At 66.5% G+C, this 13,644-nt stretch carries 15 protein-coding genes and 2 tRNA genes; 8 read left to right on the top strand and 9 right to left on the bottom strand.

The annotated features are described in order from the left end of the window. The first annotated feature begins 213 nt into the window (after nt 1-213). From ACSQ86_RS19190 to ACSQ86_RS19220, 7 genes are read left to right on the top strand one after another with little or no spacing between them, the layout of a single operon-like run. Entirely contained in the window at nt 214-933 is a 720-nt protein-coding gene (locus ACSQ86_RS19190; RefSeq protein WP_436309444.1) for a hypothetical protein, read from the top strand. Next, nucleotides 930-1,136: a hypothetical protein gene (locus ACSQ86_RS19195; RefSeq protein ID WP_436309445.1), complete on the top strand. Its 207-nt coding sequence runs from the start codon at nt 930-932 to the stop codon at nt 1,134-1,136. Before ACSQ86_RS19190 ends, ACSQ86_RS19195 begins: the two co-directional genes overlap by 4 nt. Beyond that, nucleotides 1,133-1,852, top strand: coding sequence for a hypothetical protein (locus ACSQ86_RS19200; protein ID WP_436309446.1), 720 nt, complete (start codon nt 1,133-1,135; stop codon nt 1,850-1,852). Before ACSQ86_RS19195 ends, ACSQ86_RS19200 begins: the two co-directional genes overlap by 4 nt. Then, nucleotides 1,849-2,349: a hypothetical protein gene (locus ACSQ86_RS19205; protein WP_436309447.1), complete on the top strand. Its 501-nt coding sequence runs from the start codon at nt 1,849-1,851 to the stop codon at nt 2,347-2,349. Before ACSQ86_RS19200 ends, ACSQ86_RS19205 begins: the two co-directional genes overlap by 4 nt. After that, complete coding sequence (locus tag ACSQ86_RS19210; protein WP_436309448.1) at nt 2,346-3,074, top strand: LysM peptidoglycan-binding domain-containing protein; 729 nt, start codon at nt 2,346-2,348, stop codon at nt 3,072-3,074. The genes ACSQ86_RS19205 and ACSQ86_RS19210 overlap by 4 nt, the downstream gene beginning before the upstream one ends. After that, nucleotides 3,064-3,315, top strand: coding sequence for a DUF4224 domain-containing protein (locus ACSQ86_RS19215; RefSeq protein ID WP_436309449.1), 252 nt, complete (start codon nt 3,064-3,066; stop codon nt 3,313-3,315). The genes ACSQ86_RS19210 and ACSQ86_RS19215 overlap by 11 nt, the downstream gene beginning before the upstream one ends. After that, nucleotides 3,312-4,340 (top strand): tyrosine-type recombinase/integrase, encoded by a 1,029-nt coding sequence (locus ACSQ86_RS19220; RefSeq protein ID WP_436309450.1) that lies wholly within the window; start codon nt 3,312-3,314, stop codon nt 4,338-4,340. The genes ACSQ86_RS19215 and ACSQ86_RS19220 overlap by 4 nt, the downstream gene beginning before the upstream one ends. A gap of 68 nt (nt 4,341-4,408) precedes the next feature. Here the strand turns inward: ACSQ86_RS19220 and ACSQ86_RS19225 are convergent. The 6 genes from ACSQ86_RS19225 to ACSQ86_RS19250 form a co-directional block, all read right to left on the bottom strand. Then, nucleotides 4,409-4,484: transfer RNA gene (locus ACSQ86_RS19225), tRNA-His, on the bottom strand. A 30-nt stretch (nt 4,485-4,514) separates the two neighbouring features. Beyond that, complete coding sequence (locus ACSQ86_RS19230; protein WP_436304684.1) at nt 4,515-6,428, bottom strand: SurA N-terminal domain-containing protein; 1,914 nt, start codon at nt 6,426-6,428, stop codon at nt 4,515-4,517. A 74-nt stretch (nt 6,429-6,502) separates the two neighbouring features. Further along, nucleotides 6,503-6,578 (bottom strand) — tRNA-Val (locus ACSQ86_RS19235). Nucleotides 6,579-6,595: 17 nt separating this feature from the next. Continuing rightward, a complete protein-coding gene (locus ACSQ86_RS19240) occupies nt 6,596-6,868 on the bottom strand; it encodes an HU family DNA-binding protein (RefSeq protein ID WP_007830705.1) in 273 nt (90 codons plus the stop codon). A gap of 228 nt (nt 6,869-7,096) precedes the next feature. After that, on the bottom strand, nt 7,097-8,182 hold the full coding sequence (locus ACSQ86_RS19245; RefSeq protein ID WP_436309451.1) for a tartrate dehydrogenase: 1,086 nt from the start codon (nt 8,180-8,182) through the stop codon (nt 7,097-7,099). A gap of 3 nt (nt 8,183-8,185) precedes the next feature. After that, a complete protein-coding gene (locus tag ACSQ86_RS19250) occupies nt 8,186-9,076 on the bottom strand; it encodes an alpha/beta fold hydrolase (RefSeq protein ID WP_436296341.1) in 891 nt (296 codons plus the stop codon). A 74-nt stretch (nt 9,077-9,150) separates the two neighbouring features. Here ACSQ86_RS19250 and ACSQ86_RS19255 point away from each other — a divergent pair, with 74 nt between their 5' ends. Continuing rightward, the gene (locus tag ACSQ86_RS19255) at nt 9,151-10,095 is read left to right on the top strand and encodes a LysR substrate-binding domain-containing protein (protein WP_436291086.1); all 945 of its coding nucleotides are present in this window, start codon (nt 9,151-9,153) and stop codon (nt 10,093-10,095) included. 90 nt (nt 10,096-10,185) lie between these two features. On the opposite strand, the gene ACSQ86_RS19260 is transcribed toward ACSQ86_RS19255, so the two are convergent. From ACSQ86_RS19260 to uvrC, 3 genes are read right to left on the bottom strand one after another with little or no spacing between them, the layout of a single operon-like run. Continuing rightward, nucleotides 10,186-11,028, bottom strand: a complete 843-nt coding sequence (locus tag ACSQ86_RS19260; protein ID WP_436309452.1) for a DMT family transporter — start codon at nt 11,026-11,028, stop codon at nt 10,186-10,188. Between the two features lie 35 nt (nt 11,029-11,063). Further along, nucleotides 11,064-11,630, bottom strand: coding sequence for a CDP-diacylglycerol--glycerol-3-phosphate 3-phosphatidyltransferase (gene pgsA / locus ACSQ86_RS19265; protein WP_093109863.1), 567 nt, complete (start codon nt 11,628-11,630; stop codon nt 11,064-11,066). A gap of 44 nt (nt 11,631-11,674) precedes the next feature. Beyond that, on the bottom strand, nt 11,675-13,636 hold the full coding sequence (uvrC, locus tag ACSQ86_RS19270) for an excinuclease ABC subunit UvrC (protein WP_093109864.1): 1,962 nt from the start codon (nt 13,634-13,636) through the stop codon (nt 11,675-11,677). Nucleotides 13,637-13,644 lie beyond the last annotated feature (8 nt).

Genomic DNA, 13,644 nt, shown 5'->3' on the forward strand with positions numbered 1-13,644 from the left:
CAACCTCTTCGCCTCGCTCATCAAGGAGCAGTCCGACGGCCTGGTGCAGCAGGTTGCCCAAGCCGAAACCCTCATCGAGGTCGCGGCGCTGGCCCGCCAGATGCTGGACGACTATGAAATGGTCTACGAAGAGGCGCCGAGCTTTGCCGGTCTGTTCATCGGCCAGCAGCAGCACCAGCAGGCCTACCGACCCTTCACCCTCGGAGGCATCTGATGGAGAAGCGTCACAAGGACATGCTCACGCTCCTGACCGCCGCAGGCCTGGAGCCCGGAAAGATCTACTCGCACCGCGGCCGCATCTGCGGCGAGGGCATGGCGCCCAACGGTCGCGAGCAGACCTTCAGTCTGTCGAATGGCAGCACGAGCGACGTGCGCGGCGACCTCAACGAGAGTTCGCGCATGAAGCGCTTCGCCAAGGCCAACCCCAAGGTCGAGCCGCCGAAAACAGCCCTGGGCCTCGCCCTGACCCAAGCCAAGGTCATCGAGTCGCCGCGTGTGCGCCGGCGAATCACGATCGACCTCGAGCCCCCGCCGCCGCCGCCGCAGCTCGAGCTGACGGCGCCGCCGCCCGCCCCCGTCCAACCTCCACCAGTACCAGCACCCATGACCGCACCAGCCAAGACCATCAACAAGATCAGCCAAATCTCGTTCTTCAAGCTCTGCACCTGGCTGCAGACCGCTGACCTGAAGGAAGCGCATTCCTATCAGTGGATCGCCGATCGCGCGAGCCCCGTGGTGGGCGTGACCGTCTCGCCCAGCACCGTGCGCGAGGCCTACACCGCCACCGGCGTCGAGCTCCCCGAGCGCCTGCGCGCGCCGGCCGTCGAGCCGCACGTCTACGTGGCCCGCGAGCTCGCCGCCTTCATGCGCAAGCTGGGCGAGAACCCGTCGGAAGAACTGATGGCGATCGCCGGGAAGTTGGAGCGGGTATGACCGGCGCCCGCAAGATGCCCCCGGGCAAGGCCGTCGTCAAGGCTCGCATCCGTGCCTCGAGCATCAGCATCGAGTACGAGGGCAGCCTGTCCGAGGACGTGGCGCTGCAGATCTACCGGATGCTCGTGTCCGGCGAAATGAACCCGACCGTCGCGCCGGGCATTGATGAGCCTGACACGCCGCAGCAGGGAGGCCCCCTGTGAAGGAGCGCTCCATTGCCTTCAGCGCGCCGATGGCGTGCGCCACCCTGGCCGGCATCAAGACGCAGACCCGGCGCGCGCTGCGCGTGCAGCCGCCCGCGGAGACGAAGAGCTTTTGCACATACCACCATCCCGACCCGCGCGTGCACCACTGGGCCTTCGACGGCGCCTCGCTGCTCGACTTCGCGGTGCCCTGCCCCTACGGCGAGCCCGGCGACCTGCTGTGGGGCCGCGAGCACTACCGTCTGCTGCCCGAGTTCGATGGCGTGCCGCCGCGCGAGGCGCCCCGCGGACTGGTGCGCTACGAGGCCGACGGCGGAATCGAGTCCCTGGGCGAAGACATCTCGCTGGCCGACTTCGCAGACATCATCGGCAAGGGCTTGGGGAAGTTCCGGCCGGGCATGTTCATGTGCCGCTGGATGAGCCGCATTGAGCTCGAGGTCACGCGCGTGCGCATCGAGCGCCTGCAGGACATCACCCCCGCGGACGCCATCGCCGAAGGCTTGCGGGCGGTCACCAAGGACGGGCACATCTTCAAGTACGGCATCGCCGACTCCGACGGCCTGCCCGGCACCGATGACACCGGCTGGCCCTGGCACGAGTGGCGCCAGAGCCCGGTGGACACCTACCGGCGCCTGTGGGAGAAGATCAACGGCGCCGGCACCTGGGACACCAACCCGTGGGTGTGGGCGATCGACTTCAAGCTGGTGACGCCGTGAGCACCGAAGACGACGACGGCATGGTCGACGGCTTCCGAGCCATCCGCGAGGAATCGAAGGAGCGCCGGGCAGCCCACCGCGAGCACGCGCCCCAGGTGCTGGCCGAGGCCGGCGTCAAGCACACCATCCACAACAACGGCGCCCACATCCGCATCGGCCGCGAGGTCGCGGACTTCTGGCCCGGCACCGGCAAGTGGAAGGACCGCAAGCGCGGCATCGAGGGGCGCGGGGTCGCGAACCTCATCGCCCACCTGAAGCGCTGCTACCCGCGGCCGGAGCCGGCGCATACCTGCCACTGGCCCGGATGCCCGACGGAGGTTCCCCCTGCCATGTGGGGGTGCCGCAAGCACTGGTTCACCCTGCCGAAGGCCCTGCGCGACGACATCTGGCGGACCTACGTGCCCGGCCAGGAAGTGACGAAGACGCCCAGCCGGGCATACATCGAAGCCGCGGAAGCGGTGCAAGCCTGGATCAAAGAGAAGGAGAGCAACACGTGACCTACCAACCGAACAACACGCCCGAGCCGCTGGCCTCCAACGGCCCCATGCACCCGGCCCTGCTGCCGATCGTGGTGGCGATCGCGAACTTCCACGAGGCCGTGTGGGAAGCAGCCAAGGCGAGCAGGGTCACTCCCGACGAGGCCGGCGCCGCGCAGGCCAAGGCGCTGATCGACGTGATCGGCGCTGCTCTTTCCCCTTCTGCCCCGGCAGCACCTACCGAGCCACCGTCCCTGACCCGCGAGCATCGCCACCTGATTCGATGCGCCATCGCGCTTCTGATGCAGGGCGGTCTCATCCAAGTCGCGGGCCAGAGTCGATCAATGGTCGCGCACCAACTTCAGGTCATGCTCGCCGCTTCCTGGCCCGACGAGCAGGCAGCACCGAGGGCCTTGCCGACGCATACGACGCAGCCGGCCGAGAGCCTGATGGGCATCGCCTTGCGCCAGTTGAAGGACGAGAGCCGCTGGACGGAAATTCGCGACCTCAATGCGTCCAACTTCCCCGACATGGGCCCTCACGACTACTACCCCGTCGGCACCGTGCTCAAGCTGCCAACCGAGCGCGCCAAGGGCACGGGAGCGCCGAAGTTCCCGACCATGCTGCGCAAGATGTGGTCCGGCCCCGAGGTCCAAGTGTGGATCGACGAGCACTGGCGACCGCCCACCGCGACGGCGCTGCCCGAGCTCGATTCGCTTGAAACGGGTGAACGCGATGCCCACTGAGCCCTTGACCCTCTCCAAGGAGGAAATCGAGGCCATGACCGGCCTGCGTCAGTACACGGCCCAGGCGCGCGCGCTCACGCGGCTGAAGATCCCGCACCAGCGGCGCACCATCGACGGCTCCCTGATCGTCGGCCGCGAGGCGGCGCGCGCGGCGCTCGCCGGCGTGCCCACCCAGCGCGACCCGGCCATGCCGGCTGCCAACGACGATGACGAAGGCTTCAACTGGAGCGTCAGAGCATGAGACACCGCGACCGACAATCACAGATGGGCCTGCTGCCGCGCATGGAGGCGCGCCCCCGCAAGGCGGGCGGCTTCAGCTACCGGTACCACCCGCCCGGCGCCAAGCCGATCCCGCTTGGCCAGGACAAGGACGAGGCCATCCGCAAGGTGCTCGACATGACCGGCCAGGGACGCGACGAGGGCACCATCGGGCATCTGTGGCGCCTCTATCAGGAGACTCGACCGTTCAAGCGCCTTGCGGACAGCACCAAAGGGCAGTACCGCGACAACTGGGAAGAGCTCGCGAAGGTGTTCGCCAAGAAGCACGTGCTCGGGCTCCGGCCGAAGCACGTGGCGCGCTACCTGCGCGTCGAGCGCGAGGCCGCGCCGGTGGTGGCCAACCGCGAGGTCGCGCTCCTGTCCAACCTTTGCAAGCTGGCGGTGGAGCGCGGCGACATCGACCGCAACCCGTGCAAGGAAGTCAGCCGCAACCCGGAGACGCCGCGCGACCGCCTGGTGGAGAAGAAGGAGCTCGAGGGCTTCGTGACCTGGGCGCTGAAGCAGGGCAAGAGCGCGGTGGTGCTGGTGTCGATGGCGCAATTTGCCGCCCTGGCAGGCAACCGCCGCGCGGAATTCCTGAAATTGCACTGGCCCCAGGTCGATGAGGACGTTGTGCGGCTGCAACGCGCGAAGCAGCGCACGGGCAAGAACAAGCGCGAATTGGTGGGCGTGAGCGAGGCCCTTAAGGAGGTTTTAGACCGGATGCGCGCGCTGCCAGGCTATTCGCCAATGGGTGCCGTATTCCGCGCACCGAAGACCGGCAATCCATATTCGGAGTCCGGTTTCAAAGCGATGTGGGCGCGGCTGATGGCAAAAGCAATTGCCGAAAAGATCGTTGAAGAGCGATTTACTTTTCACGATCTGCGCGGCCACTACACGACCTACTTCAAATTGAAGTTCGGCGATCTGCCCGAATTGCATGCTGACCCGAAGACCACGGCAGGCGTCTATGAACGTAGCCGGGAGGTCCGCCGCGCGGCGCTGTGAGATTCCCAATTTGGGAATTTTGGGCCTCTGGCGCTATGCTTTTTGTAGCGGGAGAGGCCCGAATCTATTGGGGTGGCTGATGGGACTCGAACCCACGACGACCAGAATCACAATCTGGGACTCTACCAGCTGAGCTACAGCCACCACAGAGCCTGCAATTGTAGCGGCAAAAAACTAGCGCCCGCCGACAACGATCGGATCCACCGGTTTCGGCACCAGGATCTGCGCCTTGAACCTGCTCTTCAGCATGTCGTAGTACGCCGCATTCTCCGCCGCGGCCACGGCCTGGGCGACCTGCTGCGTCTCCTGCTGCGCCGCCTCGGGTGCGGACGGCGTCCGCGGCACCGTCTTGTTGACGCGCACAACGGCATAGCCCTGTGCGCCGAGATCGACACCAACCAGTGAAGGAAGCTTGGCCGGATCGGCCCGCAATGCGCTCTCGATGACAGGCGCCGGCTGCGACTGGGTCTCGAGCCGCGAAACCGTCACCGGCCCACCAAGGCTCGCGTCGGCCGGCTTGGCTTGCCACGCCGCGAGCTTGGCTTCGCCCTCGGCCTTGGCGAGCGCGGCTGCGCGCTCGGCGACAAGCTGCGTGCGAACCTTGTCCTTGACCTCTTCGAAAGGCAACGCCCGAGCAGGGCTGTATTGCGTCACGCGCCCCGATGCGAGCTGGTTGGGCCCGATCTCGATCGCCTCGGTGTTGTGCTTGCGCTCAAGCGAATCGGCGGCAAACAGCGCGTTCAGGAAGTTGCGGCTTGCCAGCGCGCCCGCGGCGCCCGGCGCCGGCATGCGGCCGATCTTGCTCGCGGTCTGGATGGTGAGCTTCAACTTGTCGGCGGCCGGCTTCAGGCTGTCGGGCTGCTGGTAGACGATGTCGGTAAAACTCTCGGCCGCCTTGGCGAACTCCTGCGTGGCCTGCTGGCCGCGCACTTCGTTCTCGATGGCGGCGCGCGCCTGCTCGAAGGGCTGTATCACCGCGGGCTTGATGTCGTTGAGCTGGATGATGTGATAGCCGAACTCGGTTTCGACGACATCGCTGACCTCGCCTTTCTTGAGCGCGAACATCGCATCCTCGAAAGGCTTGACCATGGCGCCGCGCGTCACGAAATCGAGGTCGCCGCCCTTTTCCGCCGATCCGGGATCTTGCGAATTCTTGCGCGCGAGGTCGGCGAAAGTGCCAGGCGCCTTCTTGACTTCGGCCAGCAGCTGCTGCGCCTTCGCACGCGCCTTCTCGCGCTCGGCAGCGGGCGCACTCGCGGGCGCACTGATCAGGATGTGGCTGGCACGGCGTTCTTCCTTGGTACCGAAGCGCGCGGCGTTCTGATCGTAATAGCTGCGCAGATCGGCCTCGTTGATCGCGATGTTCTTCTTCGCCGCTTCGAGGTCGAGCACCAGGTATTCGATGCTCGCCTGTTCGGGCACCTGGAATAGCGCGACATGCTGCTTGTAATAGGCCTCGAGGTCGGCATCGCTCACGCTGACCTTTGCTGCGAAGTCCCCCGGGTTGAAGCGTGCGACCTGCACTTCGCGGCGGTCATAGAACGCATTGAGCGTGGCCGCTGCCTGGGCGGGCGTGGCGAATGCCGTTCCCGAAATGCCCAGCAGCACCTGCTGCGTTGCCAGATCGGCGCGCACCGAGGCTTCGTACTGCTCGGGTGTGCGGCCCGTCGCACGCATGAAGCGCTCGCGATCGAACTTGCCGTCGGCCGTACGGAAAGAAGCCAGGCCCGTATCTTCGGCGAACAAGCGCGCGAGCCGCTCTTCGGACACCGTCATGTTCGATTTGGAAGCGGCTGCCGCGAGCACGCGGTCGCGCACCATCCGCTCCAGGGTCGCGTAGCGGGCAGCGTCCGAATCGAGCAAGCCCGGTTCGATGTTGGGTGCTTGCTGCCGGATCCTGTCGACTTCGTTGCGGTGCTGCGCATCCCATTCCGGCCGCGTGATGTCGGTGCCGTCCACGCGTGCAACCTTCTCCCCTTGGCCGCCGCCCTGGTAGCGATCCACGCCGAACAGCACAAAGGACGGAATGATCAGCAAGAACAAGAGCACCATGATGACCTTGTTGTACTTGCGGAAGGAATCAAACATGCTTGGACACTCTCTGCGGGATGAACGAAACAGCAAACAAAAAAGGCGAACTGAGTGTTCGCCTTTGCATCGGGTGGTGGGTGCTGAGGGGTTCGAACCCCCGACCTACGCCTTGTAAGGGCGCCGCTCTACCAGCTGAGCTAAGCACCCCACCGGGAACCAGTGTCTCAGTTCAGCGCGTCTTTGAGCGCCTTGCCGGGACGGAACTTCGGGATCTTGGCGGCCTTGATTTTAATCGCGTCGCCGGTGCGCGGATTGCGGCCCGTGCGCGCAGCGCGTTTGCCGACTGCAAAGGTGCCGAAACCGACGAGCGATACGGAACCGCCCTTTTTGAGCGTGGTACGAATGGCGCCGATGGTCGATTCAAGTGCGCGCGTGGCAGCGGCTTTGGAGATATCGGCGTTTTTTGCGATGTGCTCAATCAGTTCGGTTTTGTTCACAAGGACCCCTTGCAGGAAAAAATTGTTGATCAGGTAACGTCAGAAACAATGCCGGCCCCATGACGGTGCCATGGGGTGTGATGAATGAAAAAGGATGGCAGTTCTGACGCGCCGGCAGCGCACTGCCGACAAGGATTACAACCACTGGTCCACGGGGTGTCAATACGACACTCAGCCGCGCAATCCAGCGAGGACCGCGATTTTAGTGGTGTTTTGCGCCGGCTCTTTTCAGAGCGCTTGTGCGACCGCACGACCCAGGTCAGTCGTGCCCGCGCTGCCGCCGATGTCAGGCGTACGCGGTGCGCCGCTCGCCGGCGCCAGTACTTTCTCGATCGCTGCCAGGATGGCGTCATGCGCAGCCTTGTGGCCCAGGAACTCCAGCATCATCGCGCCGCACCAGATCTGCCCGATCGGATTGGCGATGCCCGTGCCGGCGATGTCCGGCGCCGAGCCGTGCACCGGCTCGAACAGCGAGGGCGTGGTGCGATCCGGATTGAGGTTCGCGCTCGGCGCGATGCCGATCGTGCCGGTGCATGCAGGTCCGAGGTCGGACAGGATGTCGCCGAACAGATTGCTCGCCACCACGACATCGAAGAAGTCGGGACGCTGCACGAAGTGCGCCGTCAGGATGTCGATGTGGAACTTGTCGAGCTTGACGCCCGGATAGCTCTTCGCCATCGCGGCGACGCGCTCGTCCCAGTACGGCATGGTGATCGAGATGCCGTTGGATTTGGTCGCGCTGGTGAGGTGCTTCTTCGGTCGCGATTGCGCGAGCTCGAAGGCGAACTTGAGCACACGGTCCACGCCGACGCGCGACATCACGGTCTCCTGGACGACGATCTCGCGCGCCGTTCCCTCGTACATGCGCCCGCCGATGCTCGAGTACTCGCCCTCGGTGTTCTCGCGCACGATGTACATGTCGATCTCGCCGGGCTGCCGCGGCGTACCGTCCCGCCGGACCACCGGCGCCACGATGCCCGGCATCAGGCGCGCGGGACGCAGGTTGACGTACTGGTCGAACTCGCGGCGAAACAGCAGCAGGGAGCCCCAGAGCGAGACATGGTCCGGAATCTTCTCGGGCCAGCCGACCGCGCCGAAGTAGATGGCGTCGTGCCCGCCGATCTGATCCTTCCAGTCGTCGGGCAGCATCTTGCCGTGCTTCTCGCAGTAGTCCCAGCTCGAAAAATCGAAATGGTCGAAATGAAGATCGATGCCGAACTTGCGTGCCGCGGCATCGAGCACACGCAGTCCTTCGGGCATCGTTTCCTTGCCGATGCCGTCGCCGGCGATGACTGCGATTCGTTGGGTGCTCATGTCTCAGATCCTTGGAGTGGTGTTGAAGAAAGACAGCGCCTCGGCCAGCAGCTCGCGCGGCGCCTCCTCAGGAATGTAGTGACCGCAAGGCAAGGTCGCGCCCGACACGTCGACGGCGCGTTCGCGCCACAGCGAGAGCACGTCGAACCAGCGGCCCACCGCGCCATGCTCGCCCCACAGCACGCGCAGCGGCTGGGTCAGCTTGAGGCCGGCGGCGATGTCCGCGCGATCGTGTTCGAGATCGATCGTGGCCGAGGCCCGGTAGTCCTCGCAGATACCTCGCGCGGTGCCCTCGATCGCCGCACACCGCTCGTACTCGGCCAAGGCCTCGGGTGCAAAGGGCGCGAGACCGGCATGACGGCTGCCCATGACGCTGCGAACGTAGCGCACCGGATCGGACTCGATCAGCGCTTCAGGCAAGGGCGGCGGCTGGATCAGGAAGAACCAGTGCCAGTAGGCGCGCGCAAAGGCCTCCGAGGTGTTCTGGTACATCGCGAGGGTCGGTGCGATGTCGAGCAGCATGAGCCGTTCGACCGCCTGCGCATGATCCGCCGCGAGCCGGTGCGCCACTCGAGCGCCGCGGTCGTGCGCCAGCACGCCGAAGCGTGAGAAGCCGTGCTGCTGCATGGCATACAGCGCATCGAGCGCCATCTCGCGCTTGCTGTAGTGCGCGTGGTCCGCATCCGCCGCAGGGCGGCCCGAATCGCCGTAGCCGCGCAGATCGACCATGACGACCGTGAACTGCTCCACCAGCGCCGGGGCCGTGCGATGCCAGATCGCATGCGTCTGCGGATGGCCATGAAGCAGCAGCAGCGGCGCGCCGTGTCCGCCGATGCGGCCGTGCAATCGCACGCCGTTGCGCGACAGGTCGAAGGTGGAGAACGAGGTGAACACGGGCCGATTGTGCGTTGCGTGCCGCACAGCATCAAGCAACAATCAGCCAATTGATACTTTCCAAAATGGCAGTAATGGACCGTGGAGACCTGGAACTGGTGATCGCCATCCGCGATCGCGGCAGCCTCGCGGGCGCGGCGGCGGCGCTGGACGTCGTGCCCTCCGTCGTCACCAAGCGGCTCGGCGCGCTCGAGGCACGGCTCGGCCAGCGCCTGTTCGATCGCACCACGCGCCGGCTCAACCTCACCGCCGAAGGCGAAGCCGTGTGCCTGCATGCCAAGAGCCTGCTGGCCGGCTTTGCGGCGCTCGAGAACGAGCTCGGCGAGCGCCAAAACGAGCTGGCCGGCACGATCCGCCTTGTTGCGACTTTCGGTTTCGGCCGGCGCTGGCTCGGCCCCGCGCTCGCGGCTTTTCGCGAGCAGCACCCCGCGCTGCAGTTCCAGTTGCAGCTGATGGAGCAACTCCCCGACCTCGGCGCCGAAGGCCACGACGGCGCGCTCTGGCTGTGGCCGGTGCAGCGTCGCCACGCCGGCGACTGGGTCACACGCAGGATCGCGCGCAATCAGCGCGTGCTGGCCGCAGCGCCGAGCTACCTCGAGCGGCGTGACAAGCCCGCGGATCTCGCCGCGCTGGCCGCGCACGACTGCCTGGTGGCGCGGGAGAACGGCGACGGCAGCGAACGGGAGGCCGCGCTCTGGACGCTGCGTCACGTCAGGGACGGCAGCACGGCGCGTGTGCGCGTGCGCGGCCCGCTGTCGAGCAATTCGGGCGAGATGGTGCGCGACTGGTGCCTCGCCGGCCAGGGCATCATGCTGCGCAGCCTGTGGGACATCGCCCCGCAGCTCGCATCGGGCGAACTGGTGCAACTGCTGCCGCAGTTCGCGATGCCGGACGCCGACATCCAGTGGATCGCACCCTGGCGCCCGAAGACACCAAAACGAGTGCGCGTCCTGGTCGACTTCCTGATCGAACGCTTTCGCGGCGAGCCGTGGAAACCCGAGGGCAAGCGTTCGCGCTGAGTCAGGCCGACGCCGGGCCGCCCCAAGGCGGCCTGCGGCCCCCTCGGGGGGGGCAGCGAGTACACGCAGTGACGGAGCGTGGGAGCCGGTTTACCTTTCCCCGCGCACGACCAGGCTCACGCCGATGGCCGTCATCGCAATGCCTGCCAAGGTCATCGCCGTGATCGGCTCCGCGAAGAGAAGCCATGCCATTACCGCGGTGCACGGTGGCACGAGATAGAGCAGGCTCGTGACCGCCGTCGCCGTGCCGCGCTGGATCAACATGTAGAGCAGCGAGCTGCCGCCCAGCGACAGCGCCAGCACCGACCAGGCCATCGCGCCGCCCGAGTACAGGTTCCACTGGATGCTGTCGGATTCCAACGCCGCGAAGGGCATCGTGACGATCAGGGCGGCGGCGAGCTGGATGGCGCCCGCGCACCGCACGTCGCAAGGTGCGACAAAGCGCTTCTGGTACAGCGTGCCGGCCGTGATGGAGAACAGCGCCATCAGCGCCAGGCCCATGGTCATCGCACTCACCTCCCCGCCCTCGCCGAACTTGCGCGACACCACCAGCACCAGGCCCGCGAAGCCCAGGGCCAGTCCGGCCCACTGGCGGCGCGTGATCGAGCCGCCCCACATGGACAACCAGACGGCGGTGAGCACCGGCTGAATGCCGACCAGCAAGGCGACGAGCCCCGAGCCCATGCCGGCCCGGACCGCGGCCCAGACGCCGCCGAGGTAGCCCGCCTGCATCAGCACGCCGGTGACCACGAGGTGCCGCCACTGCGTGCGCTGTTCCGGCCAGTTCGCGCGCGCGAGCCGCACCCAGATGAGGAAGCAGAACACCGACAGCGCATATCGCACCGCCAGAAACTTGAGCGGCGGGGCATAGGGCATGCCATAGCGCGCGACGATGAAGCCGGTGCTCCAGATGAGCACGAAGACCGTGGGCATGGCGCGCAGCCAACCCGACGGCTGGGCTGTGCCCGTCATTTCGCGCGGGCCCGGATCTCGGGAATGGCCTTCTGCAGGTAATACACCATCGACCAGACCGTGAGCACGGCCGAGATCCAGATCAGCCATTGCCCCCAGGCCCCGGTGTCGATCAGGCCGAACAAGGTGCCGTTGAAAAGCAGGAAAGGGATCGCGACCATCTGCACCACGGTCTTGATCTTGCCGATCATGTGGACCGCCACGCTCTTGCCGGCGCCGATCTGCGCCATCCATTCGCGCAAGGCGGAAATGGCGATCTCGCGGCCGATGATGATCAGCGCCACGAACACGTCGGCGCGGTTCAGATGCACCAGCACGAGCAGCGAGGCGCACACGAGGAACTTGTCGGCCACCGGATCGAGGAAGGCACCGAAGGCCGAGGTCTGGTTGAGCCTGCGCGCCAGAAAGCCGTCGAGCCAGTCGGTCGCGGCGAACACGATGAACATCACCGTGGCGATGAGGTTGCGCATCGGCTCTGCCAGCGGCAGGTAGAACACGCCCACGATCAGCGGAATCGCGACGATGCGCGTCCAGGTCATGATCGTTGGGAGCGTCCAGAACATTGCAGCGATTGTGTCACGGGGCAGGTATGCCTTCGAGTCGACGGTCAATGCAGCGCGCGATAGATCTCTTCGGCCAGATCGAACGCGATGCCGTCGACCGAGGCGATGTCTTCCACGCTGGCCGCCGCCACCCCGCGAATGCCGCCAAAGCGCTGCAGCAGGCGCGCGCGCCGCTTGGGGCCGATGCCCGGGATGTCTTCCAGCTGGCTGCCGCCCACCCGCACCTTGGCCCGCTTGGCGCGCATGCCGGTGATCGCGAAGCGGTGCGCCTCGTCGCGGATCTGCGCGACCAGCATCAGCGCCGCCGAATCGCGACCGAGGTAGACCTTCTCGCGGCCGTCGGCGAACACCAGCTCTTCGAGCCCGACCTTGCGGCCCTCGCCCTTCTCCACGCCGACGATCAGCGACAGCGGCAGACCCAGCTCGCCGAAGACCTCGCGCGCCATTGACACCTGGCCCTTGCCGCCGTCGACCAGCACCAGGTCGGGCATGCGCGCCGCCCGCGTGCCCGGCCGCGCATCGGTGCCGACGCCGCCTGCGTCGCCGGCAGGTGGCGCGTCCGTCTCCGCTGCCATCGCCTCGGCCAGCTTGCCGTAGCGGCGATGCAGCACCTGGCGCATCGCCGCATAGTCGTCGCCGGGCGTGATGCCCTCGATGTTGTAGCGGCGGTACTCGCGGTTCTGCATCGTGTGGTGCTCGAACACCACGCACGAGGCCTGGGTCGCCTCGCCGGCGGTGTGCGAGATGTCGAAGCATTCGACGCGGAAGTTGTCGAGCTCGTCTGGCGCGAGTTCCAGCGCATCGACCAGCGCGCGCGTGCGCGCCTGCTGCGAGCCCTCCTCGGCGAGCAGGCGTGCGAGCTGGAGGCCGGCATTGGTCTGCGCCATTTCGAGCCAGTGCCGGCGCTGCTCGCGCGGCTGGAACACCGCCGTGACGCGGGTGCCGGCCTGCTGGGCGACCGCCTCGATCAGCTCGCGGCTCACGAGCTCGCTCAACACCAGCGTTGGCGGCACCGGCACATCGATGTAGTGCTGCGCGATGAAGGCCTCGAGCACCTGCACCTCGACCGATTCGGCGGGCGGCGCGGCCTCCTCGCCTTCCATGGCGCTCTCGCCATGCTGGATCTGCGTCGCGTCTTCGACGTGCACCGGGAAGTAAGCGCGATCGCCCAGGTGCCGGCCGCCGCGCACCATCGCGAGGTTGACGCAGGCCTTGCCGCCTTGCACCTTGACCGCCAGGATGTCGACGTCCTTGTCGGAGGCGATCTCGACCGATTGCTGGTGCAGCACGCGCGACAGCGCCGACATCTGGTTGCGCAGCTCGGCCGCCTGCTCGAATTCCAGCTTTTCGGCGTGCGCCATCATGCGTGCCTCGAGCTGGGTGAGCACGGCCTGCGTGTCGCCCATCAGGAAGGCCTCGGCGTTGGCCACGTCCTGCGCATAGGCCTCGGGCGTGATGTAGCCCACGCAGGGGCCGGTGCAGCGCTTGATCTGGTAGAGCAGGCAGGGCCGCGTGCGGTTGGCGTAGACGGTGTCTTCGCAAGTGCGCAGCTTGAACACCTTCTGCAGCAGCTGGATCGACTCCTTCACCGCCCAGGCGCTCGGGTACGGGCCGAAGTAGCGATGCTTGCGATCGACCGCGCCGCGGTAGTAGGCCAGGCGCGGGAAGGTGTGCGATGCGATCTTGAGATAGGGGTAGCTCTTGTCGTCGCGAAACAGGATGTTGTAGCGCGGCTTGAGCGTCTTGATCAGGTTGTTCTCGAGCAGCAGCGCCTCGGCCTCGGAGCGCACCACCGTGGTCTCCATGCGGGCGATCTTCGAGATCATGTGGCCGATGCGCGTGCCGGCGTGGTTCTTCTGAAAGTAGTTGGCGACGCGCTTCTTGAGATTGCGCGCCTTGCCCACGTACAGCACGGCGCCTGCCGCGTCGAAGTAGCGGTAGACGCCCGGCAGTTGCGGCAGTGCCGCCACCTCGCTGAGCAGTTGATCGGAATGCGTCTCGGACATCTGTAGAG

This window comes from Variovorax sp. LjRoot130 (assembly GCF_964253755.1).
GTDB lineage: Bacteria > Pseudomonadota > Gammaproteobacteria > Burkholderiales > Burkholderiaceae_C > Variovorax.

What these genes read in the sequence shown, in the direction of transcription:
- ACSQ86_RS19260 (WP_436309452.1), bottom strand. Translation starts at nt 11,028, where the DNA reads ATGCCCACGGTCTTCGTGCTCATCTGGAGCACCGGCTTCATCGTCGCG.
- ACSQ86_RS19230 (WP_436304684.1), bottom strand. Translation starts at nt 6,428, where the DNA reads ATGTTTGATTCCTTCCGCAAGTACAACAAGGTCATCATGGTGCTCTTG.
- pgsA (WP_093109863.1), bottom strand. Translation starts at nt 11,630, where the DNA reads ATGTTCTGGACGCTCCCAACGATCATGACCTGGACGCGCATCGTCGCG.
- ACSQ86_RS19215 (WP_436309449.1), top strand. Translation starts at nt 3,064, where the DNA reads ATGCCCACTGAGCCCTTGACCCTCTCCAAGGAGGAAATCGAGGCCATG.
- ACSQ86_RS19245 (WP_436309451.1), bottom strand. Translation starts at nt 8,182, where the DNA reads ATGAGCACCCAACGAATCGCAGTCATCGCCGGCGACGGCATCGGCAAG.
- ACSQ86_RS19255 (WP_436291086.1), top strand. Translation starts at nt 9,151, where the DNA reads ATGGACCGTGGAGACCTGGAACTGGTGATCGCCATCCGCGATCGCGGC.
- ACSQ86_RS19195 (WP_436309445.1), top strand. Translation starts at nt 930, where the DNA reads ATGACCGGCGCCCGCAAGATGCCCCCGGGCAAGGCCGTCGTCAAGGCT.
- uvrC (WP_093109864.1), bottom strand. Translation starts at nt 13,636, where the DNA reads ATGTCCGAGACGCATTCCGATCAACTGCTCAGCGAGGTGGCGGCACTG.
- ACSQ86_RS19220 (WP_436309450.1), top strand. Translation starts at nt 3,312, where the DNA reads ATGAGACACCGCGACCGACAATCACAGATGGGCCTGCTGCCGCGCATG.
- ACSQ86_RS19190 (WP_436309444.1), top strand. Translation starts at nt 214, where the DNA reads ATGGAGAAGCGTCACAAGGACATGCTCACGCTCCTGACCGCCGCAGGC.